31 protein-coding genes are annotated in these 26,644 nt (G+C 60.1%); 17 read left to right on the forward strand and 14 right to left on the reverse strand.

Going from position 1 to position 26,644, the window contains the following annotated elements; translation table 11 throughout:
• The first annotated feature begins 23 nt into the window (after positions 1–23).
• From KW062_RS04795 to KW062_RS04805, 3 genes are read left to right on the forward strand one after another with little or no spacing between them, the layout of a single operon-like run.
• A complete protein-coding gene (locus tag KW062_RS04795) occupies positions 24–461 on the forward strand; it encodes a hypothetical protein (RefSeq protein WP_105755071.1) in 438 nt (145 codons plus the stop codon).
• A 1-nt stretch (position 462) separates the two neighbouring features.
• Positions 463–1,074 (forward strand): superoxide dismutase, encoded by a 612-nt coding sequence (locus KW062_RS04800; protein WP_027618518.1) that lies wholly within the window; start codon positions 463–465, stop codon positions 1,072–1,074.
• 33 nt (positions 1,075–1,107) lie between these two features.
• The gene (locus KW062_RS04805) at positions 1,108–2,001 is read left to right on the forward strand and encodes a ZIP family metal transporter (RefSeq protein ID WP_105755072.1); all 894 of its coding nucleotides are present in this window, start codon (positions 1,108–1,110) and stop codon (positions 1,999–2,001) included.
• Between the two features lie 18 nt (positions 2,002–2,019).
• On the opposite strand, the gene KW062_RS04810 is transcribed toward KW062_RS04805, so the two are convergent.
• From KW062_RS04810 to KW062_RS04855, 10 genes are all read right to left on the reverse strand, one after another.
• The gene (locus KW062_RS04810) at positions 2,020–2,292 is read right to left on the reverse strand and encodes an HPr family phosphocarrier protein (protein WP_027618520.1); all 273 of its coding nucleotides are present in this window, start codon (positions 2,290–2,292) and stop codon (positions 2,020–2,022) included.
• A gap of 15 nt (positions 2,293–2,307) precedes the next feature.
• A complete protein-coding gene (gene rapZ, locus KW062_RS04815; RefSeq protein WP_027618521.1) occupies positions 2,308–3,165 on the reverse strand; it encodes an RNase adapter RapZ in 858 nt (285 codons plus the stop codon).
• Between the two features lie 2 nt (positions 3,166–3,167).
• Entirely contained in the window at positions 3,168–3,632 is a 465-nt protein-coding gene (gene ptsN / locus KW062_RS04820; RefSeq protein WP_027618522.1) for a PTS IIA-like nitrogen regulatory protein PtsN, read from the reverse strand.
• A 12-nt stretch (positions 3,633–3,644) separates the two neighbouring features.
• Positions 3,645–3,953, reverse strand: a complete 309-nt coding sequence (gene hpf / locus KW062_RS04825; RefSeq protein ID WP_027618523.1) for a ribosome hibernation-promoting factor, HPF/YfiA family — start codon at positions 3,951–3,953, stop codon at positions 3,645–3,647.
• A gap of 108 nt (positions 3,954–4,061) precedes the next feature.
• Entirely contained in the window at positions 4,062–5,555 is a 1,494-nt protein-coding gene (locus KW062_RS04830; protein WP_027618524.1) for an RNA polymerase factor sigma-54, read from the reverse strand.
• Positions 5,556–5,736: 181 nt separating this feature from the next.
• Positions 5,737–6,462 carry an LPS export ABC transporter ATP-binding protein gene (lptB, locus tag KW062_RS04835; protein WP_027618525.1) on the reverse strand — a complete coding sequence of 242 codons (726 nt, stop codon included), beginning with the start codon at positions 6,460–6,462 and terminating at the stop codon, positions 5,737–5,739.
• The gene (gene lptA, locus KW062_RS04840; protein WP_027618526.1) at positions 6,463–7,011 is read right to left on the reverse strand and encodes a lipopolysaccharide transport periplasmic protein LptA; all 549 of its coding nucleotides are present in this window, start codon (positions 7,009–7,011) and stop codon (positions 6,463–6,465) included.
• Positions 6,998–7,570: an LPS export ABC transporter periplasmic protein LptC gene (gene lptC, locus KW062_RS04845; protein ID WP_105755073.1), complete on the reverse strand. Its 573-nt coding sequence runs from the start codon at positions 7,568–7,570 to the stop codon at positions 6,998–7,000. Before lptC ends, lptA begins: the two co-directional genes overlap by 14 nt.
• Before the next feature lie 7 nt (positions 7,571–7,577).
• Positions 7,578–8,102: a KdsC family phosphatase gene (locus KW062_RS04850; RefSeq protein ID WP_027618528.1), complete on the reverse strand. Its 525-nt coding sequence runs from the start codon at positions 8,100–8,102 to the stop codon at positions 7,578–7,580.
• Entirely contained in the window at positions 8,102–9,076 is a 975-nt protein-coding gene (locus KW062_RS04855) for a KpsF/GutQ family sugar-phosphate isomerase (RefSeq protein WP_105755074.1), read from the reverse strand. The genes KW062_RS04850 and KW062_RS04855 overlap by 1 nt, the downstream gene beginning before the upstream one ends.
• Positions 9,077–9,354: 278 nt before the next feature.
• On the opposite strand from KW062_RS04855, the gene KW062_RS04860 reads away from it, so the two are divergent.
• The 10 genes from KW062_RS04860 to hisC all read left to right on the forward strand — a co-directional run bounded on the left by KW062_RS04860 (position 9,355) and on the right by hisC (position 17,557).
• Positions 9,355–10,164 carry an ATP-binding cassette domain-containing protein gene (locus tag KW062_RS04860; protein WP_027618530.1) on the forward strand — a complete coding sequence of 270 codons (810 nt, stop codon included), beginning with the start codon at positions 9,355–9,357 and terminating at the stop codon, positions 10,162–10,164.
• Positions 10,164–10,961, forward strand: a complete 798-nt coding sequence (gene mlaE, locus KW062_RS04865; protein WP_027618531.1) for a lipid asymmetry maintenance ABC transporter permease subunit MlaE — start codon at positions 10,164–10,166, stop codon at positions 10,959–10,961. Before KW062_RS04860 ends, mlaE begins: the two co-directional genes overlap by 1 nt.
• Entirely contained in the window at positions 10,961–11,428 is a 468-nt protein-coding gene (gene mlaD / locus KW062_RS04870; RefSeq protein ID WP_027618532.1) for an outer membrane lipid asymmetry maintenance protein MlaD, read from the forward strand. The genes mlaE and mlaD overlap by 1 nt, the downstream gene beginning before the upstream one ends.
• Before the next feature lie 11 nt (positions 11,429–11,439).
• Positions 11,440–12,081, forward strand: coding sequence for an MlaC/ttg2D family ABC transporter substrate-binding protein (locus KW062_RS04875; protein WP_027618533.1), 642 nt, complete (start codon positions 11,440–11,442; stop codon positions 12,079–12,081).
• Entirely contained in the window at positions 12,078–12,383 is a 306-nt protein-coding gene (locus tag KW062_RS04880; RefSeq protein ID WP_027618534.1) for an STAS domain-containing protein, read from the forward strand. Before KW062_RS04875 ends, KW062_RS04880 begins: the two co-directional genes overlap by 4 nt.
• Before the next feature lie 114 nt (positions 12,384–12,497).
• Complete coding sequence (locus KW062_RS04885; protein WP_027618535.1) at positions 12,498–12,749, forward strand: BolA family protein; 252 nt, start codon at positions 12,498–12,500, stop codon at positions 12,747–12,749.
• A 22-nt stretch (positions 12,750–12,771) separates the two neighbouring features.
• On the forward strand, positions 12,772–14,037 hold the full coding sequence (gene murA / locus KW062_RS04890; protein WP_027618536.1) for a UDP-N-acetylglucosamine 1-carboxyvinyltransferase: 1,266 nt from the start codon (positions 12,772–12,774) through the stop codon (positions 14,035–14,037).
• Positions 14,038–14,164: 127 nt separating this feature from the next.
• Entirely contained in the window at positions 14,165–14,800 is a 636-nt protein-coding gene (hisG, locus tag KW062_RS04895; RefSeq protein WP_027618537.1) for an ATP phosphoribosyltransferase, read from the forward strand.
• Positions 14,801–15,176: 376 nt separating this feature from the next.
• Positions 15,177–16,502, forward strand: coding sequence for a histidinol dehydrogenase (gene hisD / locus KW062_RS04900; RefSeq protein ID WP_027618538.1), 1,326 nt, complete (start codon positions 15,177–15,179; stop codon positions 16,500–16,502).
• 2 nt (positions 16,503–16,504) lie between these two features.
• Positions 16,505–17,557, forward strand: a complete 1,053-nt coding sequence (gene hisC, locus KW062_RS04905; protein WP_105755075.1) for a histidinol-phosphate transaminase — start codon at positions 16,505–16,507, stop codon at positions 17,555–17,557.
• Between the two features lie 80 nt (positions 17,558–17,637).
• Here the strand turns inward: hisC and algW are convergent, their stop codons facing one another.
• Positions 17,638–18,798: a Do family serine endopeptidase AlgW gene (gene algW / locus KW062_RS04910; protein WP_027618540.1), complete on the reverse strand. Its 1,161-nt coding sequence runs from the start codon at positions 18,796–18,798 to the stop codon at positions 17,638–17,640.
• Between the two features lie 102 nt (positions 18,799–18,900).
• Between algW and KW062_RS04915 the strand changes: the two genes are divergently transcribed.
• The 3 genes from KW062_RS04915 to cysN all read left to right on the forward strand — a co-directional run bounded on the left by KW062_RS04915 (position 18,901) and on the right by cysN (position 22,619).
• Positions 18,901–19,659: a Nif3-like dinuclear metal center hexameric protein gene (locus KW062_RS04915; protein ID WP_027618541.1), complete on the forward strand. Its 759-nt coding sequence runs from the start codon at positions 18,901–18,903 to the stop codon at positions 19,657–19,659.
• Between the two features lie 134 nt (positions 19,660–19,793).
• Complete coding sequence (gene cysD / locus KW062_RS04920) at positions 19,794–20,711, forward strand: sulfate adenylyltransferase subunit CysD (protein WP_027618542.1); 918 nt, start codon at positions 19,794–19,796, stop codon at positions 20,709–20,711.
• 9 nt (positions 20,712–20,720) lie between these two features.
• A complete protein-coding gene (gene cysN, locus KW062_RS04925; protein WP_027618543.1) occupies positions 20,721–22,619 on the forward strand; it encodes a sulfate adenylyltransferase subunit CysN in 1,899 nt (632 codons plus the stop codon).
• A 95-nt stretch (positions 22,620–22,714) separates the two neighbouring features.
• Here the strand turns inward: cysN and KW062_RS04930 are convergent, their stop codons facing one another.
• Genes KW062_RS04930 through KW062_RS04940 form a run of 3 tightly spaced genes read right to left on the reverse strand, consistent with a single transcriptional unit; the run spans position 22,715 to position 26,118 of the window.
• A complete protein-coding gene (locus KW062_RS04930; RefSeq protein ID WP_105755076.1) occupies positions 22,715–23,620 on the reverse strand; it encodes an acyltransferase in 906 nt (301 codons plus the stop codon).
• Complete coding sequence (gene pta / locus KW062_RS04935; RefSeq protein ID WP_027618545.1) at positions 23,621–25,720, reverse strand: phosphate acetyltransferase; 2,100 nt, start codon at positions 25,718–25,720, stop codon at positions 23,621–23,623.
• 59 nt (positions 25,721–25,779) lie between these two features.
• Positions 25,780–26,118, reverse strand: coding sequence for a DUF3565 domain-containing protein (locus KW062_RS04940; protein ID WP_027618546.1), 339 nt, complete (start codon positions 26,116–26,118; stop codon positions 25,780–25,782).
• Between KW062_RS04940 and KW062_RS04945 the strand changes: the two genes are divergently transcribed.
• Complete coding sequence (locus KW062_RS04945; protein WP_027618547.1) at positions 26,087–26,572, forward strand: FKBP-type peptidyl-prolyl cis-trans isomerase; 486 nt, start codon at positions 26,087–26,089, stop codon at positions 26,570–26,572. The two genes, KW062_RS04940 and KW062_RS04945, sit on opposite strands and share 32 nt — an antisense overlap.
• The last annotated feature ends 72 nt before the right edge of the window (positions 26,573–26,644 follow it).

Consider the following 26,644-nt stretch of genomic DNA (forward strand, 5'->3'; position numbering starts at 1 on the left):
CCTCAGCGCATTGGAGGCTCACCATGGAGCATTGGAAACGCACGATCGAAAGGGCCAACCGCTGCTTTATGCTGGGCGAGCTGGTCGATGCCCGCGAGGCTTACTTGCAGGCCCTGGCGCTGGCTCAGGTGCTATTCGAGCGCTGGTCGGACGCCGACGAGGCGGTGGCCGCCTGCGTGATTTCCCATCACAACCTCGCCGACCTGCATTTGCGCCTGAACCAACCCGAGGAGAGCGCCGAGTACCTGTGCGCCATCCACCAACTGTTGCTGCAGACCATGCAGGACCCGCGCCTGGCTCCGGCCCTGCGCGAGGCGGCCTTGCATCAGAGCAGCAAGACTTATGTCGAACTGCTGAATTTCATCAGCGAACACGGCGAATACCCACGTACCCATCGCTTGCTGCACATCGGTACCGCGGCACAGCCGCATGATGCGCGCGCCCAATACGGAGTTCATTGAAATGGCTTTTACCCTGCCTGCATTGCCTTACGCCTACGATGCCCTGGAGCCGCATATCGATGCGCAAACCATGGAAATCCACTACACCAAGCACCACCAGACCTACATCAACAACCTCAATGCCGCGGTCGAAGGCACCGAGTATGCCGAATGGCCAGTGGAGCGCTTGGTGGCCAATGTCCAGCAGTTACCGGAAAAACTGCGCGCGGCGGTAATCAATCAGGGCGGCGGACATGCCAACCATTCGTTGTTCTGGGCCGTCATGGTGCCCAATGGTGGCGGTGCGCCGAGCGGCGACCTGGGCCGGGCCATCGATGAGCAACTGGGCGGCTTCGACAGTTTCAAGGAGGCGTTTACCAAGGCCGCACTGACGCGCTTCGGCAGCGGCTGGGCCTGGCTCAGCGTGACCCCGCAAAAGAGCCTGGTGGTGGAAAGCAGCGGTAACCAGGACAGTCCGCTGATGAATGGCAACACGCCGATCCTCGGTCTCGATGTCTGGGAGCACGCCTATTACTTGCGCTACCAGAACCGCCGTCCTGAATACATCAACGCGTTCTACAACGTGATCCATTGGCCCGAGGTCGCTCAGCGTTATCAGGCGGCACTGGCTTGAGTCTTCACTGTCATAAAGCAATCAAGGCGTTCTATGGGCACTGAGACACTGGCGATCAACAGCGGGCGAATGTTTCGATATGCACTGGGTTCGCTCCTGCTGTTGGCGGGAACCACCTTGCTGGTAGCGCACGGCCTGGCGTGGTTGAACCTTGAGCCGAGGTTGATGCGTGCGCTGCAGGGCGGGGCCATCTGTGCCTTGGGCACGGCCCTGGGTGCGGTGCCGGTGCTGGTGATTCGACGGATGCCCTTGGCGCTCAGCGATACCTTGTTGGGGTTTGGTGCCGGGGTGATGCTGGCCGCCACTGCCTTTTCGCTGATCGTGCCCGGGATTGCCGCCGCCGAGAGCCTGGGGCTAACGCCGTGGGCGGCCAGCGGGCTGATTTGCTTCGGCATCATGCTCGGGGCGATCGGCTTGTTCCTGGTGGATCGCCAGGTGTCCGGTGCATCGCCTGAGATGTTGGTGGGCACCCCGGAACGACCGGTGATCCCGCCGCGCATTTGGCTGTTTGTGTTCGCCATCATTGCTCACAACATTCCCGAAGGCATGGCAGTGGGCGTTTCGGCAGGCGGCGGCATGCCGGACGCCGACAGCCTGGCCATGGGCATTGCCTTACAGGACGTGCCGGAAGGGCTGGTGATCGCTTTAGTGTTGGCCGGGGCAGGGATGTCGCGGTTCAAGGCGTTTTTGATCGGCGCGGCATCAGGTCTGGTCGAGCCGGTTTTCGCCTTGTTATGTGCCTGGCTGGTGAGCTTGGCCGAGGTGATTCTGCCGTTGGGGCTGGCCCTGGCTGCCGGAGCGATGTTGCTGGTGGTGACTCACGAGGTGATTCCCGAATCGCGCCGCAATGGTCACGAGAAGCTGGCCAGCCTCGGATTGCTGATCGGGTTTTGCCTGATGATGGTGATGGATACTGCGTTGGGCTAATGAGAAGGAAGGCGAGTTTTACTCGCCTTCGTCGAAGTAGTTGTTGATCAGTTCGGCCAGCGCGTCCAGCGCCTCTTGCTCTTGCTCACCTTCAGTGAACAAGTGAATCTTCGTACCTTTGCCGGCCGCGAGCATCATCATCGCCATGATGCTTTTTCCGTCGACCATCGACTCAGGCGTGCGCCCGGCTCGAATCTGGCAGGGGAATCGACCCGCTACACCTACGAATTTCGCTGAAGCACGGGCATGCAGGCCCAGTTTGTTGATGATTTCAATTTCCAGAGCAGGCATCGCGGTGTGAATCCTTTAGCTAAGGTCGCGGTGGCGAACCTGGACGTTCTTCAGGGTTTTTTGCAGGATCTGCCCCAGGCGTTCGGTCAGGTACACGGAGCGGTGATGTCCGCCGGTGCAGCCGATCGCAATGGTGACGTAGGCCCGGTTACTGGCAGCAAATCGCGGCAGCCATTTGAGCAGGTAGCTGGAGATGTCTACAAACATTTCCTCGACATCCGGCTGCGCGGCCAGATAGTCGGCAACCGGTTGGTCCAGGCCTGACTGTGCCCGCAGATCCGGAATCCAGTAGGGGTTCGGCAGGCAGCGCACGTCGAACACCAGGTCGGCATCGACCGGCATGCCGCGCTTGAAGCCGAACGACTCCACCAGGAACGCCGTACCGGGCTCCGGCTGATTGAGCAGGCGCAGCTTGATGGTATCGCGCAACTGGTACAGGTTGAGATTGGTGGTGTTGAGCTTGAGGTCGGCGAGGTCGGCAATAGGCCCCAGCAGGGTGGTCTCATCTTCGATGGCTTCGGCCAGCGAGCGATTGGAGCTGCTTAACGGGTGCCGCCGACGTGTCTCGGAGAAGCGCTTGAGCAGGGTTTCTTCGTCGGCGTCGAGGTACAGCACATCACACTGGATGTGGCGGCTACGTACTTCATCCAGCAATTCCGGGAAACGGGTCAAATGACTGGGCAGGTTGCGCGCGTCGATGGAGACCGCGACCAGTGGCTGGCTCAGTTCATTGTGAATCAGTGCGCGTTCGGCCAACTCCGGCAACAGGCCTGCCGGAAGGTTGTCGATGCAGTAATAGCCGTTGTCTTCGAGGACATTGAGGGCCGTACTTTTGCCGGAGCCGGAGCGTCCGCTGACAATAATCAGGCGCATCATCAGTGACCGTTCTGCTCGTCCAGGACAACCTGGTACAAGTCTTGATTGCTGCTGGCGTTGCGCAGGCGATCACGCACTTCCTTACGGTCCAGCATGCTGGCGATCTGACGTAGCAGTTCAAGGTGCGCATCGGTAGCCGCTTGGGGGACCAGCAGGACGAACAGCAAGTCGACCGGAGCGCCATCGATGGCGTCGAAATCAATTGGGGCGTCGAGGTGCATCAGGGCGCTGATAGGGGATGTGCAACCCTTGAGGCGGCAGTGTGGAATGGCGATGCCGTTGCCAAAACCGGTCGAGCCGAGTTTTTCACGGGCAATCAACGCCTCGAAGACATCTTGCATCTCCAGATCCGGGACTTCCCGGGCGATCAGGTTGGCAATTTGTTCGAGGGCTTTCTTTTTACTGCCGCCCGGCACGTTCACGAGGGAACGGCCGGGGGTCAGGATGCTTTCAAGTCGGATCATGGGATGGGGGTGTTAACGACCGGTTGCGCCCTGGAGGAGGCTCTGGGTCTTTTCCTTATGCTTTTTGAGTTGACGGTCCAGCTTGTCGGTCAGCAGGTCAATGGCGGCATACATGTCGTCATGCTCGGCATTGGCAACCACTTCTCCGCCGGGGATATGCAGCGTGGCTTCGATTTTCTGCTTCAGCTTCTCGACATTCATCGTGACCTGCACGTTGGTGATCTTGTCGAAGTGCCTTTCCAGCCGGTCGAGTTTTTCGCCGATGTAGGTGCGCAGAGGTTCGGTAACTTCCAGTTGGTGTCCACTGATGTTGACTTGCATACAGCTTCTCCTTCGTTGCCAGTGCATAAGGCGGCAGGCTGTGATGCCTGCCACTGGGTGTATCCGGAACAATTCCGAACACACCCTGGAACGCGGTGGCGTGGCCCGTTACATCAAACGCTTGCGTTCGCTCGAAGGCGCGATCCCCAAGGATTCGCGGTACTTGGCGACGGTACGACGGGCCACCTGAATGCCTTGTGCCTCCAGTAAACCAGCGATTTTGCTGTCACTCAACGGCTTTTTCTGATTTTCCGCGGCAACCAGTTTTTTGATGATCGCGCGGATCGCCGTAGACGAGCATTCGCCGCCTTCGGAGGTGCTGACATGACTTGAGAAAAAGTATTTCAGCTCATAAATACCGCGCGGGGTGTGCATGAATTTCTGCGTGGTAACCCGCGAAATGGTCGATTCATGCATACCTACCGCTTCGGCGATGTCGTGCAGGACCAGGGGCTTCATCGCTTCGTCGCCGTATTCGAGGAAGCCGCGCTGGTGCTCGACGATCTGGGTGGCGACTTTCATCAAGGTTTCGTTGCGGCTCTGCAGGCTCTTGATGAACCAGCGGGCCTCCTGCAACTGGTTGCGCATGAAGGTGTTGTCGGCACTGGTGTCGGCACGGCGGACAAACCCGGCGTACTGAGGGTTGACCCGCAGGCGTGGCACAGACTCCTGGTTCAGTTCCACCAGCCAGCGCTCGTTGTCCTTGCGCACGATCACGTCCGGCACCACGTATTCGGCTTCGCTGGACTCGATCTGCGAGCCCGGACGCGGGTTGAGGCTCTGTACCAGCTCAATGACCTGGCGCAGTTCGTCTTCCTTAAGCTTCATGCGGCGCATCAGTTGGCTGTAGTCGCGGCTGCCCAGCAGGTCGATATAGTCGGTGACCAGGCGCTTGGCTTCGGCGATCCACGGGGTCTTGGCGGGCAACTGACGCAATTGCAGAAGCAAGCACTCGCCCAGGTTGCGGGCGCCGATACCGGCCGGCTCGAATTGCTGAATGCGGTGCAGGACGGCTTCGATTTCGTCCAGTTCGATGTCCAGTTCCGGATCGAAGGCTTCGAGGATCTCCTCGAGGGTTTCGTCCAGGTACCCCTGGTTGTTGATGCAGTCGATCAGGGTCACGCCGATCAGGCGATCGGTGTCGGACATCGGGGCCAGGTTCAGTTGCCAGAGCAGATGGCTTTGCAGGCTCTCACCGGCCGAAGTGCGGGTGGTGAAATCCCACTCGTCGTCATCGTTGCTCGGCAGGCTGCTGGCACTGGTCTGGTAGACGTCTTCCCAGGCGGTGTCGACCGGGAGTTCGTTGGGAATGCGCTCGTTCCACTCACCTTCCTCAAGGTTATCCACCGTGGGGGCGGTTTCCTGGTAGGAAGGTTCCTGGACGTCGGTGTTGGGTTTCTGCTCGATATTGTCGGCCATCGGGTCGGCGTTATCGAAGTCGTCGCCTTCTTCCTGGCGTTCAAGCATTGGATTGGATTCCAAGGCCTCCTGGATTTCCTGTTGCAGGTCCAGGGTCGACAATTGGAGCAGACGGATGGCCTGTTGCAGCTGCGGTGTCATCGTCAGCTGCTGGCCCATTCTCAAGACTAGCGATGGTTTCATGGCTGGGGCTTAACACCTTATTCGCCGGCGCACGTGCGCCATCCACTACAGGGCGCCGGAGCGCCTAACTTAAGCAAATTATATGCCCGAAACTGAAGTGTTTGCCTAGAGCGTCATGACAATAAAAAGATAGATAGTTTTATTGACATTACGCCCCGGCGGCGTCCAGACGCCTCGTCGCTTACAGGCGGAACTCGTGGCCCAGGTAAACCTCCTTGACCAGTTCATTGGCCAGGATGGTCTCGGCATCACCTTCGGCAATCAGCTGGCCGTCGTTGACGATATAGGCAGTTTCGCAGATATCCAGGGTCTCGCGTACGTTGTGGTCGGTGATCAGTACACCGATACCCTTGGCCTTGAGGTGATGGATGATTTGCTTGATGTCGCCCACCGAAATCGGGTCGACGCCTGCGAAAGGTTCGTCGAGCAGGATGAATTTCGGTGCGGTGGCCAATGCGCGGGCAATCTCGACGCGACGGCGCTCGCCACCGGACAGGCTCATGCCGAGGTTGTCGCGAATGTGGTTGATGTGGAACTCCTGCAGCAGGCTTTCCAGCTCCTTGCGACGGCCTGCCTTGTCGAGTTCCTTGCGGGTTTCGAGGATGGCCATGATGTTGTCGGCAACCGACAGTTTACGGAAGATCGACGCTTCTTGCGGAAGATAGCCGATGCCTGCTCGTGCACGGCCGTGCATCGGCTGATGGCTGACATCGAGGTCGTCGATCAGCACGCGGCCCTGGTCGGCGCGCACCAGGCCGACGATCATGTAGAAGCAGGTGGTCTTGCCGGCGCCGTTGGGGCCGAGCAAGCCGACGATCTGGCCGCTGTCGATGGACAGGCTGACGTCACGCACGACCTGGCGGCTCTTGTAGCTCTTGGCCAGGTGCTGGGCTTTCAGAGTTGCCATTTACGGGGCCTTTTGCTCGTCGGTTTTCTTTTTCGGCTGGATGACCATGTCGATCCGTGGGCGTGCTTCAGTCACCTTGCTGCCGGTGGCGCGGCCGGCACTGGCGAGCTTTTTCTCGGTGTCATAGACAATTTTCTCGCCCTGGGTGACGTTGCCGTCCTTGTCGATGACCTTGGCGCGGTCGATCAATACGACACGGTTTTGCTGGGCGTGGTACTGGATGGTCACGCCGTAGCCCTGGACCGGTTTGGTATCGCCAGCGGTCTGCATCTGTTCGAAGTAGGCCAGGTTGCCCACTGAAGTGACCACGTCGATGTCACCGTTCGGGGCGCGGGTCATGGTCACGGTATTACCGGTCACCTTCATCGAGCCTTGAGTGATGATCACGTCGCCTTTGTAGGTGGCGATGCCGTTGCGGTCATCCAGCTGCGCATCGTCAGCCTGAATGCGGATAGGTTGCTGGCTATCGGATGGCAGGGCCCAGGCGCTCACGCTTCCCAGTGCTGCGCCCAGACTGAGCAAAATAGGGAGGGTTTTAACGAGCGTCATACTGTCCTCTTACGTTCGATAGCAGGTGTATCCTGCTTTCTTTCAAATACGCTTTCATGCCGGTACCCGTCGATACGCCGCCAGCGCCGTCGATTTTAACGGGTTGCTGGGTCTGCGCATATTGCTGCTCCGGGAATACGGTCATGCGGGTGGTGGTGATGAGCATTGGGCGGTTCTTTTCGTCCGTGCGCGAAATGCGTACCGAGTCGATCAGTTCGACCTCGGTGCCGTCCGAATTGACCTCGCCGCGCTCGCTCTGCACGTGCCACGGAAACTCGGTGCCGCGATACATTTTCAGGTCAGGGTTGGTCAGTTGCGTCACTTCACTGGTCTTGACGTGCTCGAGCTTGTCCGACGTCATGTCGTACTGCAGCTTGCCGTCGGGCAGGAACTGCACGCTGTGGGCGTTGATTGCGTAATAGTCGATCTCGCTTTCATTGACGGCCGCTACCGGCTTGTCGAGAAAACGCTCGGGGCTGATGTTCCAGTATCCAACCGCAGCGAACAGTGCGGCAATGGCACCGAAAAACAGAAAATTGCGAAACTTTTTACTCAGCATAAATGACTCACAGGTACGCGGCTTGGGCGGATTCAAGGTTACCCTGGGCGCGTAAGATCAATTCACAAAATTCGCGGGCGGCGCCTTCGCCACCTCGGGCCACAGTGATGCCGTGGGCATGTTCGCGGACGAAGCTCGCGGCATTGGCGACCGCCATGCCCAAGCCTGCGCGGCGAATCACCGGCAAGTCCGGCAGGTCGTCACCCAGGTAGGCGACCTGCTCATAGCTTAGGCCCAGTTGCGCGATAAGCTCGTCGAGCACCACAAGTTTGTCTTCGCGGCCTTGGTAGAGGTGCGCTATCCCGAGGTTTTTCGCCCGTCGCTCCACCACCGGCGTTCTTCGACCGCTGATAATGGCTGTTGTTACACCGCTGGCCATCAACATTTTGATGCCCTGACCGTCCAGTGTATTGAAAGTCTTGAATTCGCTGCCGTCTTCGAGGAAGTACAGGCGGCCATCAGTCAGCACGCCGTCGACGTCGAAGACCGCCAGCTTGATCAACTTGCCCCGCTCGAGCAGGTCCTCGTGCATTACATCACTCCCGCACGCAGCAGGTCATGCATGTTCAGGGCGCCGACCGGGCGGTCCTCGTCATCGACCACGACCAGGGCGTTAATCTTGCTGTCTTCCATGATTTTCAGCGCCTGGGCGGCGAGCATTTCGGCGCGAACGGTCTTGCCATGGGGCGTCATGACGCTGTCGATGTCTGCTTGCCGCAAATCCACCGAGCGATCGAGGGCGCGGCGCAAGTCTCCGTCTGTGAAGATGCCGGCCAGTTTGCCGCCGGTCTCCAGAACCACCGTCATCCCCAAGCCCTTGTGGGTCATTTCCAGCAAGGCATTTTTCAGTGAAGTGCCGCGTAGTACCTGCGGCAAGCCGTCGCCGCTATGCATGACGTCTTCGACTTTCAGCAGCAGGCGGCGACCCAGTGCACCGCCTGGATGCGAAAACGCGAAATCCTCGGCGGTAAAACCGCGGGCTTCGAGCAGCGCGACGGCCATAGCGTCGCCCATGACCAGTGCTGCAGTCGTCGATGAGGTCGGGGCGAGGTTCAGCGGGCAAGCCTCATGCTCGACACGGACGTTGAGGTTCACGTCGGCGGCACGCGCCAGGGGCGAGTCAGGGTTGCCGGTCATGCTGATCAGCGTGATGCCCATGCGTTTGATCAGCGGCAGCAGGGTGATGATTTCCTGGGTAGAGCCGGAGTTGGAGAGCGCCAGCAGGGTATCGTCGCGGGTAATCATGCCCATGTCGCCGTGGCTGGCTTCAGCGGGGTGAACGAAAAACGCCGTGGTGCCGGTACTGGCCAAAGTTGCGGCAATTTTGTTGCCGATGTGTCCGGATTTGCCCATGCCGACCACGACCACCCGACCTTTGCTTGCCAGAATCAACTCGCAGGCGCGGACGAAATCTGCGTCGATCTGGCCCAGCAAGCCTTTTACGGCGTCCAGCTCGAGGCGGATCGTTCGTTGTGCCGATTTGATCAGGTCGCTGGATTGGCTCATGTCTAAAATCGAATAGCCCGGGAAAAGGTGACGATTATAACGGTAATGATCGATTCCCTCACGCTAGTTCGTAGGGGATTTGTGCGCTCTGCGTCACGGCAAGTCCTCAATTAAGCGTTTTTAAGCTTAATTGAAGCTGAATGCTGCGGTCTTCGGCCTTGGGCGCTTTGCGTGGGCAGTGATATAGTTCGTCGCCAGTTCGGCCTGCCCAGGAGGTTTTGTGCTCTCCCACGAGATCACGACGTCCGAGTGAGAGGCTTGCATCGCAAGGAGTTTAGATGAGTGCCGATAACGCCTATGCGGTCGAGCTGAAGGGAGTGTCCTTCAAGCGCGGCGCGCGTAGCATTTTCAATAATGTCGATATTCGCATACCGCGCGGTAAGGTTACCGGCATCATGGGGCCTTCCGGGTGCGGAAAAACCACGCTGCTGCGCCTGATGGGCGCGCAATTGCGCCCTTCCAGTGGCGAGGTGTGGGTCAACGGACAGAATTTACCGAGTTTGTCACGCAGCGATTTGTTCGATGCGCGCAAGCACATGGGTGTTCTGTTTCAGAGCGGCGCACTGTTCACCGACCTCGATGTGTTCGAGAACGTCGCGTTTCCGCTGCGTGTGCATACCGAGTTGCCGGATGAAATGATCCGCGACATCGTCCTGATGAAGCTGCAGGCCGTGGGCTTGCGCGGGGCCACTGAGCTGATGCCCGACGAGCTTTCCGGCGGCATGAAGCGTCGTGTGGCGCTGGCTCGGGCAATCGCCCTGGACCCCGGTATTCTCATGTACGACGAGCCTTTCGTGGGCCAGGACCCGATCGCTATGGGCGTGTTGGTGCGCCTGATCCGCCTGCTCAACGATGCCCTCGGGATCACCAGTATCGTGGTTTCCCATGACCTCGCCGAAACGGCAAGCATCGCCGATTACCTGTACGTGGTCGGTGACGGGCAAGTGCTGGGGCAGGGCACGCCGGCCGAACTGATGGATTCCGACAATCCGCGGATTCGCCAATTCATGACTGGCGATCCGGATGGGCCGGTACCGTTTCATTTTCCAGCGACGGATTACCGCGCAGATCTACTGGGGAAGCGCTGATGCGCAAGACTTCAATTCTGGAGAGAGTTCGCCGATTCGGCCTCGCCGCCATCGACAGCGTCGCGGTGCTCGGTCGCTCCTCCCTGTTCCTGTTTCATGCCTTGCTCGGGCGTGGCGGCATTGGCGGCGGCTTCGGCCTGCTGGTCAAGCAGCTGCATTCGGTAGGCGTGATGTCCCTGGTGATCATTGTGGTTTCGGGGATATTCATCGGCATGGTGCTCGCGCTGCAAGGCTTCAACATTCTCTCCAGCTACGGCTCGGAGCAGGCGGTCGGGCAGATGGTGGCATTGACCCTGTTGCGTGAGCTGGGACCGGTGGTGACCGCACTGCTGTTCGCCGGGCGCGCCGGTTCGGCGCTGACCGCAGAAATCGGCAACATGAAATCCACCGAGCAGTTGTCCAGTCTGGAGATGATTGGTGTCGACCCCCTGAAGTACATCATTGCCCCCCGGTTGTGGGCCGGCTTCATTTCCCTGCCGCTGCTGGCGATGATTTTCAGCGTGGTCGGAATCTGGGGCGGTTCCTGGGTGGCTGTCGATTGGCTGGGGGTATATGAAGGTTCCTACTGGTCGAACATGCAAAACAGCGTGACGTTCAACGGTGACGTGCTCAATGGCATCATTAAGAGCATGGTTTTTGCCTTTGTCGTGACCTGGATCGCCGTATTCCAAGGCTATGACTGTGAGCCCACTTCAGAAGGGATCAGTCGCGCCACCACCAAAACCGTGGTGTATGCCTCATTGGCCGTTCTCGGCCTGGACTTTATTCTGACCGCCTTGATGTTTGGAGATTTCTGATGCAAAACCGCACCCTGGAGATCGGTGTCGGCCTTTTCCTGCTGGCCGGCATTCTGGCTTTGCTGTTGCTTGCGCTGCGGGTCAGTGGACTGTCCCCGGTTTCGAGCACCGACAGTTATAAACTTTATGCCTACTTCGACAATATCGCCGGTTTGACGGTCAGATCGAAAGTGACCATGGCCGGTGTGACCATCGGCAAGGTCACGGCAATCGATCTGGATCGCGACAGTTTCACCGGGCGAGTCACGCTGCAGCTGGAAAAACGTGTGGATAACCTCCCATCCGACTCCACTGCATCTATCCTCACCGCGGGGTTGCTGGGCGAGAAATACATCGGTATCAGCGTCGGTGGCGAGGAGTCGTTGCTCAAGGATGGCGGGACTATCCATGACACGCAGTCGTCGCTGGTGCTCGAAGACCTGATCGGTAAATTCCTGCTCAATACTGTCAGTAAAGAAGCCAAATAAGGAGTTTCTCCATGATCTCTACCTTACGACGTGGCCTGCTGGTCCTGTTGGCGGCATTGCCGCTGGTGGCTAACGCCGTGACCGGGCCTTCAGCGCATGATCTGGTCGAAGATACGACCAAACGCCTGCTCCAGGACTTGGCAGCCAACAAGGAACAGTACAAGAAGGATCCGCAAGGTTTCTACGATGCGCTGAATACCATCGTCGGACCCGTAGTGGACGCCGAAGGCATTTCCAAAAGCATCATGACCGTCAAGTACTCGCGTAAAGCTACGCCGGCGCAGATGAAAACCTTTGAAGAGAATTTCAAGAAGGGTCTGTTCCAGTTCTATGGCAATGCTTTGCTCGAATACAACAACCAGGGCATCACCGTGGACCCTGCCAAGGATGAGTCGGGCGACCGTACCAGCGTTGGCATGACGGTCAAGGGCAGCAGCGGCGCGATCTACCCGGTGTCCTATACCCTCGAGAAGATCGGTGGCGAGTGGAAGCTGCGTAACGTGATCATCAACGGTATCAACATTGGCAAGCTGTTCCGCGACCAGTTCGCTGACGCCATGCAACGCAACGGCAACGACCTGGACAAGACTATCAATGGTTGGGCGGGTGAGGTCGCCAAGGCTAAGGACGCAACCGAGAAGCAAAGCCAATGAGTGAGTCGGCAGTGCGTTTGGGTCAGGCCGGCGAGCTGATGCTCAGTGGTGTACTCGATTACCGCTCCGGGCCAGGTCTGCGCAAGCAGGGCCAGGCTCTGATCAAGTCGAGTGGCGCGACTGCCGTCGTGCTCGATTGCTCGGGCGTGGTCAAGTCCAGCAGCGTCGGCTTGTCGTTGCTGTTGTCGTTCATTCGCGATGCGGCGGCGGCCGGCAAGGCGGTGAGCATCCGCGCGCTGCCCGATGATATGCGTGAAATTGCTGAGGTCAGTGGTTTGACCGAGCTTTTGACGCACCCTTAACCCTCATCTATAGATAAGCCCCCCGTCAGAGTCCTGCTTCGCGGGGTTCGCAGGCGCGGGGCTTTTTTGTATGATGTCCGACCCGTGCGCACAGGGCGCCGATTGAGGTTGAGCATGCAGGCCGTAGAAGTGAAGAGCTTTCTTGAAGGAAAGCTGTCCGAGACTCTTTCACAAGTGCAGATTGAAGTTGAAGGCGAAGGCTGCAACTTCCAGCTGAACGTGATTAGTGATGAACTGGCGGCGTTAAGCCCGGTCAAGCGTCAGCAGAGCGTCTATGCCCATTTGAACCCATGGATCGCCGATGGCAGCATCCACGCGGTCACTATGAAATTTTTCAGCCGCGCGGCCTGGGCCGAGCGCACCTGAGCCCAAGGGCGTCGAGATTCTTATGGATAAATTGATTATTACCGGCGGTGCTCGTCTTGATGGCGAAATCCGCATCTCCGGGGCGAAGAACTCTGCCCTGCCGATCCTCGCGGCAACGCTGCTCTGCGATGGTCCAGTGACAGTCGCCAACCTGCCGCACCTGCACGACATCACCACGATGATCGAGCTGTTCGGTCGCATGGGCATCGAGCCGGTGATCGACGAGAAACTCAGCGTCGAAATCGACCCGCGTACCATCAAGACCCTGGTCGCGCCGTACGAGCTGGTGAAAACCATGCGTGCCTCGATCCTGGTACTGGGACCGATGGTTGCACGCTTCGGTGAAGCTGAAGTCGCCTTGCCTGGCGGTTGCGCCATTGGTTCACGTCCGGTCGACCTGCACATCCGTGGCCTTGAAGCCATGGGCGCGAGCATCGACGTGGAAGGCGGCTACATCAAGGCCAAGGCGCCTGAAGGCGGCCTGCGTGGGGCCAACTTCTTCTTCGATACCGTCTCCGTGACCGGTACCGAGAACATCATGATGGCCGCCGCCCTGGCCAATGGCCGCAGTGTGCTGCAGAACGCCGCTCGTGAGCCTGAAGTCGTCGACCTGGCGAACTTCCTCAACGCCATGGGCGCCAACGTCCAGGGCGCGGGTACCGACACCATCACCATCGACGGTGTGAAGCGTCTGCACTCGGCGACCTACAAGGTAATGCCGGACCGTATCGAAACCGGCACCTACCTGGTCGCTGCTGCCGTGACCGGTGGCCGGGTGAAGGTCAAGGACACCGATCCGACCATCCTCGAGGCCGTTCTCGAAAAACTGCGCGAAGCCGGTGCTGAAATCACCACGGGCGAAGACTGGATCGAGCTCAACATGCACGGCAAGCGGCCCAAGGCGGTCAACGTGCGTACTGCTCCGTACCCGGCGTTCCCGACCGACATGCAAGCGCAGTTCATCTCCCTCAACGCCATCGCCGAAGGCACTGGCGCGGTGATCGAGACGATCTTCGAAAACCGTTTCATGCACGTCTACGAGCTGCACCGCATGGGCGCGCATATCCAGGTCGAAGGCAACACCGCGATCGTCACTGGTATCGACAAGCTCAAGGGCGCGCCTGTCATGGCCACCGACCTGCGCGCTTCCGCCAGCCTGGTGATCTCGGCGCTGGTTGCCGAAGGCGACACCCTGATCGATCGCATCTACCACATAGACCGTGGTTACGAGTGCATCGAAGAGAAGCTGCAGATGCTCGGCGCCAAGATCCGCCGCGTACCGGGTTAATCGTTGCTTCAGGGCGCAGGGACGCGCCCACAGATTTGTTCCAGTCGAGCCTGTTTCAGGCTCGATGTGTGTCCGGCGTCGTTTGCGACCGGGCATCAGTAGCCTGAATTAAGGACTGACGTTTCCCATGTTGACCATCGCACTGTCCAAGGGCCGCATCCTTGACGACACCCTGCCGCTTCTGGCTGAAGCGGGCATCGTGCCGACCGAGAATCCGGACAAGAGCCGCAAGCTGATCATCCCCACGACCCAGGCCGATGTGCGCTTGCTGATCGTACGCGCCACCGATGTGCCGACCTACGTCGAGCATGGTGCCGCGGACCTGGGCGTCGCCGGTAAAGATGTGCTGATGGAATACGGCGGCCAGGGCCTTTACGAGCCGCTGGACCTGCAGATTGCCCAGTGCAAGCTGATGACCGCTGGCAAGGTCGGCGCGGTCGAGCCCAAGGGTCGTCTGCGTATCGCCACCAAGTTCGTCAACGTGGCCAAGCGTTATTACGCCGAACAGGGTCGTCAGGTCGACATCATCAAGCTGTACGGCTCGATGGAACTGGCGCCGCTGATCGGCCTGGCCGACAAGATCATCGACGTGGTCGACACCGGTAACACGCTGCGGGCCAACGGCCTGGAGCCACAGGAATTCATCGCCGCCATCAGTTCCCGACTGATCGTCAACAAGGCTTCGATGAAAATGCAACACGCCCGTATCCAGGCACTGATCGACACCCTGCGCAAAGCAGTGGAGTCGCGACACCGCGGTTGATTCACCTGCGCGACGTTAAGTCGCGCCCGTCTATCCGCCTCATAGCCAGTATTCTCAGGTGCCCAAGCGGAACGACTGACGGGGAAGGTGCGCTGACGTTTAATAACGGTCGCGCCTTACTCCAAAAGGCAACTTGTAGCAGTAGAAAAAACTTCTCTCAGAAGTAAGAATCGCGCAGCGGCCTGCCTTTTGGGGCAAGGCCCTGCGGGTTGGCCCTGTGGCCGCGCCATGCTGCGTTGCAGGACTTGGTAAGGAAACAACCCTGACCTACGTCCTGCGCCTTGCCTGGCACGACCACCGCACCAACGCGATCGTTATTAAACGTCAGCGCACCTTCGGGCGCCTGAGTTTTCGCCAATCCTATGAGGCTCTCGCTATGACCGCACCGACTGCAATTCGCCGACTCAACGCTGCTGACCCGGATTTCGCGCATCATCTGGATCATCTGCTGAGCTGGGAAAGTGTGTCTGACGACTCGGTCAATCAGCGCGTGCTGGATATCATCAAGGCCGTGCGTGAGCGTGGCGATGCGGCGCTGGTGGAATTCACCGAGAAATTCGACGGCTTGCAGGTTGCCTCGATGGCCGACCTGATCCTGCCGCGCGAGCGCCTGGAACTGGCCTTGACTCGCATCACCGTGGCCCAGCGCGAAGCCCTGGAAAAAGCCGCGGCCCGTGTGCGCAGTTACCACGAAAAGCAGAAACAGGATTCCTGGACCTACACCGAAGCGGACGGCACCGTGCTGGGCCAGAAGGTCACTCCGCTGGATCGCGCCGGCCTGTACGTACCCGGTGGCAAGGCCTCGTACCCGTCTTCGGTACTGATGAACGCGATTCCGGCCAAGGTGGCCGGAGTCAGCGAAGTGGTCATGGTGGTGCCCACGCCGCGCGGTGAAATCAACGAGTTGGTGCTGGCTGCTGCCTGCATTGCCGGGGTTGATCGGGTGTTCACCGTTGGTGGTGCGCAGGCGGTTGCGGCGCTTGCGTATGGAACCGAAAGCGTGCCGAAGGTCGACAAGATCGTCGGCCCCGGCAACATCTATGTGGCCACTGCCAAGCGCCACGTGTTTGGCCAAGTCGGCATCGACATGATTGCCGGTCCTTCGGAAATCCTCGTGGTCTGCGATGGCCAGACCGATCCGGACTGGATCGCCATGGACCTGTTCTCCCAGGCCGAGCACGACGAAGACGCCCAGGCCATCCTGGTCAGCCCAGATGCCGAATTCCTCGATCAGGTGGCGGCGAGCATCGCCAAGTTACTGCCAACCATGGAGCGCGCCGGGATTATCGAGACCTCGATCAATGGCCGTGGCGCCTTGATCCAGGTGCGTGACATGCAGCAGGCCATCGAGGTGGCGAACCGCATTGCGCCGGAACACCTTGAGTTGTCAGTGGCCGACCCGCAAGCCTGGTTGCCGCAGATTCGCCACGCTGGTGCGATCTTCATGGGCCGTCATACCTCCGAGGCCCTGGGCGACTACTGCGCCGGCCCCAACCATGTGCTGCCGACTTCCGGCACCGCGCGCTTCTCCTCGCCGCTGGGGGTCTACGACTTCCAGAAGCGTTCATCGATCATCTTTTGCTCCGAAGCCGGTGCCAGCGAACTGGGCAAGACCGCCTCGGTGCTGGCCCGTGGCGAGTCGCTGACCGCGCACGCGCGCAGCGCCGAATACCGCATCGTGGCCGATAAGGAAGGGAATTGAACATGAGTAAGTTCTGGAGTTCGTTCGTCAAGGACCTGGTGCCGTACGTGCCGGGCGAGCAGCCGAAGCTGACCAAACTGGTCAAGCTCAACACCAACGAAAATCCCTACGGCCCGTCGCCGAAAGCCTTGGCTGCGATGCAGGCCGAGCTGAATGACAATCTGCGTCTGTACCCGGACCCGAACAGCGACTTGCTCAAACAAGCGGTGGCCAAGTACTACGGCGTGCAGGGTAATCAGGTGTTCCTCGGTAACGGTTCCGACGAAGTCCTGGCACACATCTTTCACGGCTTGCTGCAGCACGATAAGCCGCTGCTGTTCCCGGATATCAGCTACAGCTTCTACCCGGTGTACTGCGGCTTGTATGGCATCACGTTTGACGCCGTACCGTTGAATGAGCAGTTCCAGATCGATCCGTCGGACTACACCAAGCCAAACGGCGGGATCATCTTCCCCAACCCGAACGCGCCGACCGGCTGCCTATTGGCCCTCGAGGCGGTGGAGCAGATCCTTAAGGCCAGCCCGGACTCAGTCGTCGTGGTGGACGAAGCCTATATCGACTTCGGTGGTCAGACGGCGATCGGCCTGGTGGACCGTTATCCGAACCTGCTGGTAACCCAGACCCTGTCCAAGTCGCGCTCGCTGGCCGGCTTGCGGGTTGGCCTGGCGGTGGGGCATCCGGACTTGATTGAAGCGCTGGAGCGGATCAAGAACAGCTTCAACTCCTACCCGCTGGATCGCTTGGCCATCGTCGGCGCGGCGGCGGCTTTTGAGGACCGCGAGTACTTCGAGAGCACCTGCCAGCGAGTGATCGACAGTCGCGAACAGGTCATCGCCCAGTTGCAGAAGAAAGGCTTCGAAGTGCTGCCGTCGGCGGCCAACTTCATCTTCGCCCGCCACCCGCAGCATGACGCAGCCGGTCTGGCAGCCAAGTTGCGCGAGCAGGGAGTGATCGTGCGGCACTTCAAGCAGGAGCGGATTGCCCAGTTCCTGCGTATCTCCATCGGTACGCCGGAGCAGAACCAGGCGCTGATCGATGGCTTGGGCGACCTCTGAATCGCTGATAACCCTGCTGTGGGAACCCTAATGTGGGAGCGGGCAAGCCCGCTCCCACAGGTTTTTACAGGGCTGAGATCTTAGTTCTCTTCTTCCTTGGCCATCGGTGCCGGCGGTGGGCGCAGGCCGATTTCCGCGGTCAGCTTCAGCTCCTTGCCGTTGCGAATAACCACGATGTTGACCTTGTCGGTAGGCTTGATCCGCGCCACCTGGTTCATCGAACGGCGGCCATCGCCGGCCGGTTCGCCATCGATGCTCAGAATCACATCACCCAATTGCAGGCCGGCTTTTTGCGCCGGACCGTCGCGGAAAATTCCCGCCACCACAATCCCCGGACGACCAGACAGGCCGAACGACTCCGCCAGTTCCTGGCTCAGCGGCTGTACCTCAATCCCCAGCCAGCCACGAATCACCTGGCCGTGCTCGATGATCGACTTCATCACTTCCATGGCGAGCTTGATCGGAATGGCGAAGCCGATGCCCTGGGATCCGCCGGATTTGGAGAAGATCGCCGTGTTGATTCCGGTCAGGTTGCCATTGGCGTCCACCAGCGCACCACCGGAGTTGCCGGGGTTGATCGCCGCGTCGGTCTGGATGAAGTCTTCGTAGTTGTTAAGGCCCAGTTGATTGCGCCCGGTGGCGCTGATGATGCCCATGGTCACGGTCTGGCCGACGCCAAACGGGTTGCCGATGGCCAGTGCGACGTCGCCGACGCGGATGCTTTCCGAGCGGCCGACGGTGATTGCTGGCAGGTTCTTCAGGTCGATTTTCAACACTGCCAGGTCGGTTTCCGGGTCGCTGCCGATGACCCGGGCGAGAGTCTCACGGCCGTCCTTGAGGGCGACCACGATCTGGTCGGCACCAGAGGTCACATGGTTGTTGGTCAGCAGGTAACCTTCCGGGCTCATGATCACGCCGGAACCGAGGCTCGATTCCATGCGCTTCTGCTTGGGCGCGTTGTCGCCGAAGAAACGCCGGAACTGCGGGTCTTCAAACAGCGGGTGGCTGGTTTTGTTGACCACTTTGGTGGTGTAGAGGTTGACCACCGCCGGTGCGGCGATTACTACCGCGTCGGCGTAGGACACCGGACCCTGTTGCGTCAGCGTGGTCTGCGGGGCCTGCTGGAGGTTGACGTCCAGGCTTGGCAGCCCGACCCATTGCGGATAACGCTGGATAATCAGCAACGCAATCAGCACGCCGGCCAACAGCGGCCAGCCAAAAAAACGCAGACCCTTGAGCATTGAACAAATCCTGGGAGGTTACGAGGGGCCCGAGACGGCCCATAATGTCGCGCATTATACGAGGCCGCGCGCGCCTCTGAACGGGATATTTAGGAGTCTTTGATGGCCGTTGCCCTGAGCACCCTGGTAGAAGAAGCAGATCGTTATCTGGGCAGTTCGCGAATTGCCGATTATTGCCCCAATGGCCTGCAGGTCGAGGGCCGGCCGCAGGTCATGCGGATCGTCAGCGGGGTCACCGCCAGTCAGGCCTTGCTCGATGCTGCGGTGGAGGCCAATGCCGACCTGATCCTGGTCCACCACGGTTATTTCTGGAAGGGCGAAAACCCCTGCATCACCGGCATGAAACAACGTCGGCTGAAGACCCTGCTCAAGCACGATATCAGCTTGCTGGCGTATCACCTGCCGCTGGATCTGCATGCGGACGTCGGCAACAACGTGCAACTGGCCAGGCAACTGGACATCACCGTCGAAGGCCCGCTGGACCCGGATAATGCCAAAGTGGTCGGCCTTGTGGGTTCGTTGGCTGAGCCGATGACCGCGCGCGACTTCGCTCGGCATGTGCAGGAAGTGATGGGCCGTGAGCCGTTGCTGATCGAAGGTGAGGCGATGATTCGTCGCATTGGCTGGTGCACCGGTGGCGGCCAGGGCTATATCGATCAGGCGGTGCAAGCGGGTGTCGATCTGTACCTGAGCGGCGAGGCTTCCGAGCAGACCTTCCATAGCGCCCGGGAAAATGGCATCAGCTTCATTGCCGCTGGTCATCACGCCACCGAGCGGTATGGCGTGCAGGCGTTGGGCGAGTATCTGGCGCGCCGGTTTGCCCTGGAGCACATCTTCATCGATTGCCCGAATCCGATCTGACGGCCAAACAGGCAGGTATATTGATATACCCTTTCGATCTAGTTGGCGTCCTGATTAGAAGAGGACGCTGTGCTAGGATTTCCCGCTCGAACACGGCCCGCTGGCCGTTCATAAGAAAGTTTTCGTGAGTAGCCATGGTCGACAAACTGACGCATCTGAAACAGCTGGAGGCGGAAAGCATCCACATCATCCGTGAGGTGGCCGCCGAGTTCGATAACCCGGTGATGCTGTACTCCATCGGTAAAGACTCCGCCGTGATGCTGCATCTCGCGCGCAAGGCATTCTTCCCGGGCAAGCTGCCGTTTCCGGTGATGCACGTCGACACCCAGTGGAAATTCCAGGAGATGTACCGCTTCCGCGACAAAATGGTCGAAGAGCTGGGCCTGGACCTGATCACCCACGTCAACCCGGACGGCGTGGCGCAGGGCATCAACCCCTTCACCCACGGCAGTGCCAAGCACACCGACATCATGAAGACCGAGGGCCTCAAGCAGGCGTTGGACAAGCATGGTTTCGATGCAGCCTTCGGTGGTGCCCGCCGCGACGAAGAAAAGTCCCGAGCCAAAGAGCGCGTGTACTCGTTCCGCGACAGCAAGCACCGCTGGGATCCGAAGAACCAGCGCCCTGAGCTGTGGAACGTTTACAACGGCAAGGTCAACAAGGGCGAGTCGATCCGCGTATTCCCGCTGTCGAACTGGACCGAACTGGACATCTGGCAGTACATCTACCTGGAAGGCATTCCGATCGTCCCGCTGTACTTCGCCGCCGAGCGTGAAGTTATCGAGAAGAACGGCACCCTGATCATGATCGACGACGAGCGCATCCTCGAACACCTGAGCGACGAAGACAAAGCCCGCATCGTCAAAAAGAAAGTGCGTTTCCGTACCCTTGGTTGCTACCCGTTGACGGGCGCGGTGGAGTCCGAGGCTGAAAGCCTGACGGACATCATTCAGGAAATGCTCCTGACGCGAACTTCCGAGCGCCAGGGCCGTGTCATCGACCACGATGGCGCCGGCTCGATGGAAGATAAGAAACGTCAGGGTTATTTCTAAGGGGTTGTCATGTCGCACGTATCTGATTTGATCAGCGAGGACATCCTCGCCTACCTGGGCCAGCACGAACGTAAAGAGCTGCTGCGCTTTCTGACCTGCGGTAACGTCGATGACGGCAAGAGCACCCTGATCGGGCGCCTGCTGCACGACTCCAAGATGATCTACGAAGATCACCTGGAAGCCATTACCCGCGACTCGAAAAAAGTCGGCACCACCGGCGACGATATCGACCTGGCATTGCTGGTCGACGGCCTGCAGGCCGAGCGTGAACAAGGCATCACCATCGATGTCGCGTATCGCTACTTCTCTACCGCCAAGCGCAAATTCATCATCGCCGACACCCCCGGCCATGAGCAGTACACCCGCAACATGGCCACCGGTGCATCCACCTGTGACCTGGCGATCATCCTGGTCGACGCTCGTTACGGCGTGCAAACCCAGACCCGTCGCCACAGCTTCATCGCCTCGTTGCTGGGCATCAAGCACATCGTTGTCGCCATCAACAAGATGGACCTCAAGGGCTTCGACCAGGGCGTGTTCGAGTCGATCAAGGCCGACTACCTGCAGTTCGCTGAAGGCCTGAAATCGCAACCGACCAGCATGCACTTCGTGCCGATGTCTGCCCTCAAGGGCGACAACGTGGTGAACAAGTCCGAGCGCTCGCCGTGGTACACCGGTCAGTCGCTGATGGAAATCCTTGAGACCGTGGAAGTGGCGGGCGACCGCAACTTCACCGACCTGCGTTTCCCGGTGCAGTACGTCAACCGTCCGAACCTGAACTTCCGTGGCTTCGCCGGCACCCTGGCCAGCGGCATCGTCAAGAAAGGCGACGAAGTCGTCGTTCTGCCATCAGGCAAGAGCAGCCGCGTGAAATCCATCGTCACCTTCGAGGGTGAGCTGGAACACGCCGGCCCTGGTCAGGCAGTGACGCTGACCATGGAAGACGAGATCGACATTTCCCGTGGCGACCTGCTGGTCCACGCCGACAACGTGCCGCCGGTGACCGACAGTTTCGAAGCCATGCTGGTATGGATGGCTGAGGAGCCGATGCTCCCGGGCAAGAAATACGACATCAAGCGCGCCACCAGCTACGTGCCGGGTTCGATTGCCAGCATCGTCAACAAGGTCGACGTCAATACCCTGGAAGAAGGTCCGGCCAGTGCCTTGCAATTGAACGAAATCGGCAAGGTCAAGATCGCGCTCGACGCGCCGATTGCCCTCGACGGTTACGACAGCAACCGCACCACTGGCGCCTTCATCATCATTGACCGCCTGACCAACGGCACCGTCGGCGCCGGCATGATCGTCGCCCAGCCACTGGCCCACGGCAACGCCACGCACCACGGCAAGTTGGCCCACGTGGCCACCGAAGAACGTGCCCAGCGCTTCGGCCAGCAACCGGCCACCGTGCTGTTCAGCGGCTTGTCCGGCGCTGGCAAAAGCACCCTGGCCTATGCGGTCGAGCGCAAGCTGTTCGACCTCGGTCGTGCGGTGTTCGTGCTGGATGGCCAAAACCTGCGTCACGACCTCAACAAAGGTCTGCCACAGGATCGCGCCGGACGTACCGAGAACTGGCGTCGTGCTGCCCACGTGGCGCGTCAGTTCAACGAAGCGGGCCTGCTGACCCTGGCCGCGTTCGTTGCGCCAAGCGCAGAAGGTCGCGAGCAAGCCCGTGACTTGATCGGCAAGGAGCGTCTGTTGACGGTCTACGTCCAGGCCTCGCCAGCGGTCTGCGCGCAACGTGACCCGCAAGGCCTGTACGCGGCAGCCGGGGATAACATCCCGGGCGAATCCTTCCCGTACGACGTGCCGCTGGATGCCGATCTGGTGATCGACACCCAGTCCGTGTCACTGGAAGAGGGCGTCAAGCAAGTGCTGGATCTGCTGCGCCAGCGTGGGGCGATCTAAGCCTTAGCGGTTAAAGAAAAACCCGCCGATGAGTGATCATCGGCGGGTTTTTTTGTGTCTCTTGGCTTGCCCGCGATTGGGCCGGTACCGGCGCCTCAGGACTTTGCCGGATATTCTCGATGCATCTGCGCGAGCAGAGCATCCTTGTCCTGCCACAACTGGTTAATCCAGCCCTGGAACTGCAGGCGGTAGTCGCCGTCCTGGTCGTAGTTCTTGCCGATGAACTGCGGAGGGATCTCCAGTTCTTCGAGGTGCACCACCACGTCTTCAACATTGCCGCACAGCAGGTCCCAGAAGCCGGGGCGGCCGGCCGGGTAGTGGATGGTCACGTTGACGATGGATTCCAGTTGCTCGCCCATGGCATCGAGAACGAAGGCAATGCCGCCGGCCTTGGGTTTGAGCAGGTATTTGAATGGCGATTGTTGTTGCCTGTGCTTGCCCTCGGTGAAGCGTGTGCCTTCGACGAAGTTGAAAATACCCACGGGACTGTTGCGAAACTTCGCACAGGTCTTGCGGGTGGTTTCCAGGTCCTTGCCTTTCTTTTCCGGGTGCTTCTCCAGGTAGGCCTTGGAGTAGCGCTTCATGAACGGAAAGCCCAAGGCCCACCAGGCCAGGCCGATCACCGGGACCCAGATCAATTCCTGCTTGAGGAAGAACTTCAGCGGCTGAATGCGCCGGTTGAGTACGTATTGCAGCACCAGAATGTCGACCCAGCTCTGGTGGTTGCTGGTGATCAGGTAGGAGTGCTGGTAGTCCAGGCCTTGCAGGCCGCTGACGTGCCAGCGGGTGCGCCGGACCAGATTCATCCAGCCCTTGTTGAGGCTGATCCAGGCTTCGTGGGTGTGACTCATCAGCCAGCCGGCAATGCGCTGGGTGAATGCGAACGGCAAGGCCTTGACCAGCGCCACGCAGAACAGGAACGAGCACAGCAGGATAGTGTTGAGTGCCAGTAACAGCGCCGCAATCACGCCGCGGACAGGAGCAGGGAGAAAATCCAGCATTTAGACATCCACAGGTCGGTTGGCGGCTTGAATCGCGGTCAGGGCGATGGTGTAGACGATGTCGTCGACCTGGGCGCCGCGCGGCAAGTCATTCACCGGTTTGCGCAGGCCTTGCAGCATCGGGCCAAGGCTGACGCAATCGGCGCTGCGCTGCACGGCCTTGTGGGTGGTGTTGCCGGTGTTCAGGTCCGGGAAGATGAACACTGTGGCGCGACCGGCCACCTGGCTGTTGGGCGCCAGTTGCCGGGCCACGTCGGCATTGGCGGCGGCGTCGTACTGCAGCGGGCCATCGATCAGCAGGGTACGTTGCGCCTCATGGGCCAGCAGGGTCGCTTCGCGGACCTTCTCGACTTCCTCGCCACTGGCGGAATCGCCGCTGGAATAGCTGAGCATCGCCACCCGTGGGCTGATGCCGAACGCGGCTGCAGAGTCGGCGCTTTGCAGGGCAATTTCCGCCAGTTCGCTGGCGCTCGGGTGCGGGTTCATGATGCAGTCGCCGTAGACCAGCACTTCTTCCGGAAACAGCATGAAGAACACCGACGACACCAGGGTACAGCCGGGCGCGGTCTTGATCAGTTGCAGCGCCGGGCGAATGGTATTGGCGGTGGAGTGGATGACCCCCGAGACCAGGCCGTCGACCTCATCCAGCGCCAGCATCATGGTGCCGATCACTACCGGATCTTCAAGCTGCTGTTCGGCCATCGGGGCGTTGAGGCTCTTGGTCTTGCGCAGGGCCACCATCGGCTCGACATAGCGCTCGCGGATCAGGTCCGGGTCGAGGATTTCCAGCCCAGGTGGCAATTCGATGCCCTGGGCGCGGGCCACCGCTTCAACGTCGGCCGGCTTGGCCAGCAACACGCAGCGGGCAATGCCTCGGGCCTGACAGATCGCCGCCGCTTGCACGGTCAGTGGTTCGCTGCCTTCAGGCAGGACGATTCGTTTGTTCGCCGCCTGGGCGCGCTGGATCAACTGGTAGCGGAACACCGCTGGCGACAGACGCATCTCCCGCGGCGTGCCGCAGCGCTGGTGCAGCCAGTTGGCGTCGAGGTGACTGGCGACGAAATCGGTGATGATTTCCGCCCGCTCGCGGTCGTCGATCGGGATTTCCTTGTTCAGGCCGTTCAACTGGTTGGCGGTGTCGTAGGAACCCGTGCTCACCGACAACACCGGCAAACCGGCCTGCAGGGCTCCACGGCACAGCTCCATGATGCGCGGATCGGGCAGGGTGTCGCTGGTCAGCAACAGGCCGGCCAGGGGTACCCCGTTGAGTGCAGCCAAGCTGACAGCCAGGATAATGTCGTCGCGATCGCCCGGGGTCACCACCAGCACGCCGGGCTTGAGCAGCTCCACGGTGTTGCGCATGGTTCGAGCGCAAATGATGATCTTGGTCATGCGCCGTGTTTCGTAGTCGCCGGCATTTAGCACTTGCGCGCCCATCAGGTCGGCCACGTCGCGGGTGCGCGGGGCATTCAGTTCCGGCTGGAACGGAATGCACCCGAGCAGGCGGAAATCACCACTGCGCAGCAGGGGCGAGTGTTCTTTCAGGCGTGCGGCGAAGGCTTCCATGCTTTCATCGGTCTTCACCTTGTTGAGGATCACGCCGAGGACTTTCGGGTCTTTCGGCCCGCCGAACAGTTGCGCCTGCAATTCAACCCTGCCGGACAGCTCGGTGAGCACTTCGTTTTCCGGGGCCGAGACCAGGATCACCTCGGCATCCAGGCTTTTCGCCAGGTGCAGGTTGACCCGCGCGGCGTAACTGGCGCTGCGGGTGGGCACCATGCCTTCGACGATCAGCACGTCTTTGCCGATCGCGGCTTGCTGGTACAGGGTGACGATTTCTTCCAGCAACTCATCGAGCTGGCCGTCGCCGAGCATCCGCTCGACGTGCGCCAGGCCCAGGGGTTGCGGTGGTTTCAAACCGTGGGTACGAGCCACCAGTTCGGTGGAGCGTTCCGGGCCAGTGTCGCCGGGGTGCGGCTGGGCAATCGGTTTGAAGAAGCCGACTTTGAGGCCCGCCCGTTCGAGGGTGCGCACCAGTCCGAGGCTGATGGAGGTCAGGCCCACACCAAAGTCGGTGGGTGCAATAAAAAAAGTTTGCATGCGAATTCTCTGCGGGTGCATGGCAAGGTGTCGGCCCAAGCCTGGCCGACGACCGAAATTCAGACGACAAGGTTAGCGCTAACCGCGCCTTGAGCGCACCAACCGCACGCGAAGGGCTGGCCAATTTTTTCCTGGCGTTGCAGCGGGTCTTCGACCCAGGCCCGGGATTGCCAGGGTGGCTGGTGCCGAAGGTGCTGGGTGTGGCCGCAGGATAGCTCGGCCACCCAGTGGCCTTCTTCGTCCTGATGGAAACCGGTGATCATCGATAGGGTCGACGCGGGCCGTTGGTCCGGGTTCCGTTCGCTTTCGGGCGATTGCTTCGCTAAACTTGTCCATTCTTTATTCTTCTGCAAAAGGTCTCGCCCCATGCTGATCGCCGCCAATAAGGCTGTCTCCATCGACTATACCCTGACCAACGACGCTGGTGAGGTCATCGACAGCTCCGCCGGCGGCGCACCGCTGGTCTACCTGCAAGGCGCAGGCAACATCATTCCAGGCCTGGAAAAAGCCCTGGAAGGTAAAGCAGTCGGCGACGAGCTGAAAGTGTCCGTTGAGCCTGAAGACGCTTACGGCGAGTACGCTGCTGAACTGGTCAGCACCCTGAGCCGCAGCATGTTCGAAGGCGTCGACGAACTGGAAGTGGGCATGCAGTTCCACGCTTCCGCGCCGGACGGCCAGATGCAAATCGTCACTATCCGTGACCTGGACGGCGACGACGTCACCGTTGACGGCAACCACCCATTGGCTGGCCAGCGCCTGACGTTCGAAGTCAAGATCGTGGCTATCCGTGACGCCAGCCAGGAAGAAGTGGCTCACGGCCACGTTCATGGCGAAGGTGGTCACCACCACTGATATCTGCGCTAAGCTCAGATATCTGGAGAGGCGCCCGAGGGGCGCCTTTTTAGTCGGCGACGTTCAACGGAC

It is taken from the genome of Pseudomonas fluorescens, from assembly GCF_019212185.1.
Classification (GTDB): domain Bacteria; phylum Pseudomonadota; class Gammaproteobacteria; order Pseudomonadales; family Pseudomonadaceae; genus Aquipseudomonas.

Coding starts and splice junctions, on each gene's coding strand:
- KW062_RS04795 (WP_105755071.1), top strand. CDS start 24: ATGGAGCATTGGAAACGCACGATCGAAAGGGCCAACCGCTGCTTTATG.
- KW062_RS04800 (WP_027618518.1), top strand. CDS start 463: ATGGCTTTTACCCTGCCTGCATTGCCTTACGCCTACGATGCCCTGGAG.
- KW062_RS04805 (WP_105755072.1), top strand. CDS start 1,108: ATGGGCACTGAGACACTGGCGATCAACAGCGGGCGAATGTTTCGATAT.
- KW062_RS04810 (WP_027618520.1), bottom strand. CDS start 2,292: ATGCCTGCTCTGGAAATTGAAATCATCAACAAACTGGGCCTGCATGCC.
- rapZ (WP_027618521.1), bottom strand. CDS start 3,165: ATGCGCCTGATTATTGTCAGCGGACGCTCCGGCTCCGGCAAAAGTACG.
- ptsN (WP_027618522.1), bottom strand. CDS start 3,632: ATGATCCGACTTGAAAGCATCCTGACCCCCGGCCGTTCCCTCGTGAAC.
- hpf (WP_027618523.1), bottom strand. CDS start 3,953: ATGCAAGTCAACATCAGTGGACACCAACTGGAAGTTACCGAACCTCTG.
- KW062_RS04830 (WP_027618524.1), bottom strand. CDS start 5,555: ATGAAACCATCGCTAGTCTTGAGAATGGGCCAGCAGCTGACGATGACA.
- lptB (WP_027618525.1), bottom strand. CDS start 6,462: ATGGCAACTCTGAAAGCCCAGCACCTGGCCAAGAGCTACAAGAGCCGC.
- lptA (WP_027618526.1), bottom strand. CDS start 7,011: ATGACGCTCGTTAAAACCCTCCCTATTTTGCTCAGTCTGGGCGCAGCA.
- lptC (WP_105755073.1), bottom strand. CDS start 7,570: ATGCTGAGTAAAAAGTTTCGCAATTTTCTGTTTTTCGGTGCCATTGCC.
- KW062_RS04850 (WP_027618528.1), bottom strand. CDS start 8,102: ATGCACGAGGACCTGCTCGAGCGGGGCAAGTTGATCAAGCTGGCGGTC.
- KW062_RS04855 (WP_105755074.1), bottom strand. CDS start 9,076: ATGAGCCAATCCAGCGACCTGATCAAATCGGCACAACGAACGATCCGC.
- KW062_RS04860 (WP_027618530.1), top strand. CDS start 9,355: ATGAGTGCCGATAACGCCTATGCGGTCGAGCTGAAGGGAGTGTCCTTC.
- mlaE (WP_027618531.1), top strand. CDS start 10,164: ATGCGCAAGACTTCAATTCTGGAGAGAGTTCGCCGATTCGGCCTCGCC.
- mlaD (WP_027618532.1), top strand. CDS start 10,961: ATGCAAAACCGCACCCTGGAGATCGGTGTCGGCCTTTTCCTGCTGGCC.
- KW062_RS04875 (WP_027618533.1), top strand. CDS start 11,440: ATGATCTCTACCTTACGACGTGGCCTGCTGGTCCTGTTGGCGGCATTG.
- KW062_RS04880 (WP_027618534.1), top strand. CDS start 12,078: ATGAGTGAGTCGGCAGTGCGTTTGGGTCAGGCCGGCGAGCTGATGCTC.
- KW062_RS04885 (WP_027618535.1), top strand. CDS start 12,498: ATGCAGGCCGTAGAAGTGAAGAGCTTTCTTGAAGGAAAGCTGTCCGAG.
- murA (WP_027618536.1), top strand. CDS start 12,772: ATGGATAAATTGATTATTACCGGCGGTGCTCGTCTTGATGGCGAAATC.
- hisG (WP_027618537.1), top strand. CDS start 14,165: ATGTTGACCATCGCACTGTCCAAGGGCCGCATCCTTGACGACACCCTG.
- hisD (WP_027618538.1), top strand. CDS start 15,177: ATGACCGCACCGACTGCAATTCGCCGACTCAACGCTGCTGACCCGGAT.
- hisC (WP_105755075.1), top strand. CDS start 16,505: ATGAGTAAGTTCTGGAGTTCGTTCGTCAAGGACCTGGTGCCGTACGTG.
- algW (WP_027618540.1), bottom strand. CDS start 18,798: ATGCTCAAGGGTCTGCGTTTTTTTGGCTGGCCGCTGTTGGCCGGCGTG.
- KW062_RS04915 (WP_027618541.1), top strand. CDS start 18,901: ATGGCCGTTGCCCTGAGCACCCTGGTAGAAGAAGCAGATCGTTATCTG.
- cysD (WP_027618542.1), top strand. CDS start 19,794: ATGGTCGACAAACTGACGCATCTGAAACAGCTGGAGGCGGAAAGCATC.
- cysN (WP_027618543.1), top strand. CDS start 20,721: ATGTCGCACGTATCTGATTTGATCAGCGAGGACATCCTCGCCTACCTG.
- KW062_RS04930 (WP_105755076.1), bottom strand. CDS start 23,620: ATGCTGGATTTTCTCCCTGCTCCTGTCCGCGGCGTGATTGCGGCGCTG.
- pta (WP_027618545.1), bottom strand. CDS start 25,720: ATGCAAACTTTTTTTATTGCACCCACCGACTTTGGTGTGGGCCTGACC.
- KW062_RS04945 (WP_027618547.1), top strand. CDS start 26,087: ATGCTGATCGCCGCCAATAAGGCTGTCTCCATCGACTATACCCTGACC.
- KW062_RS04940 (WP_027618546.1), bottom strand. CDS start 26,118: ATGGAGACAGCCTTATTGGCGGCGATCAGCATGGGGCGAGACCTTTTG.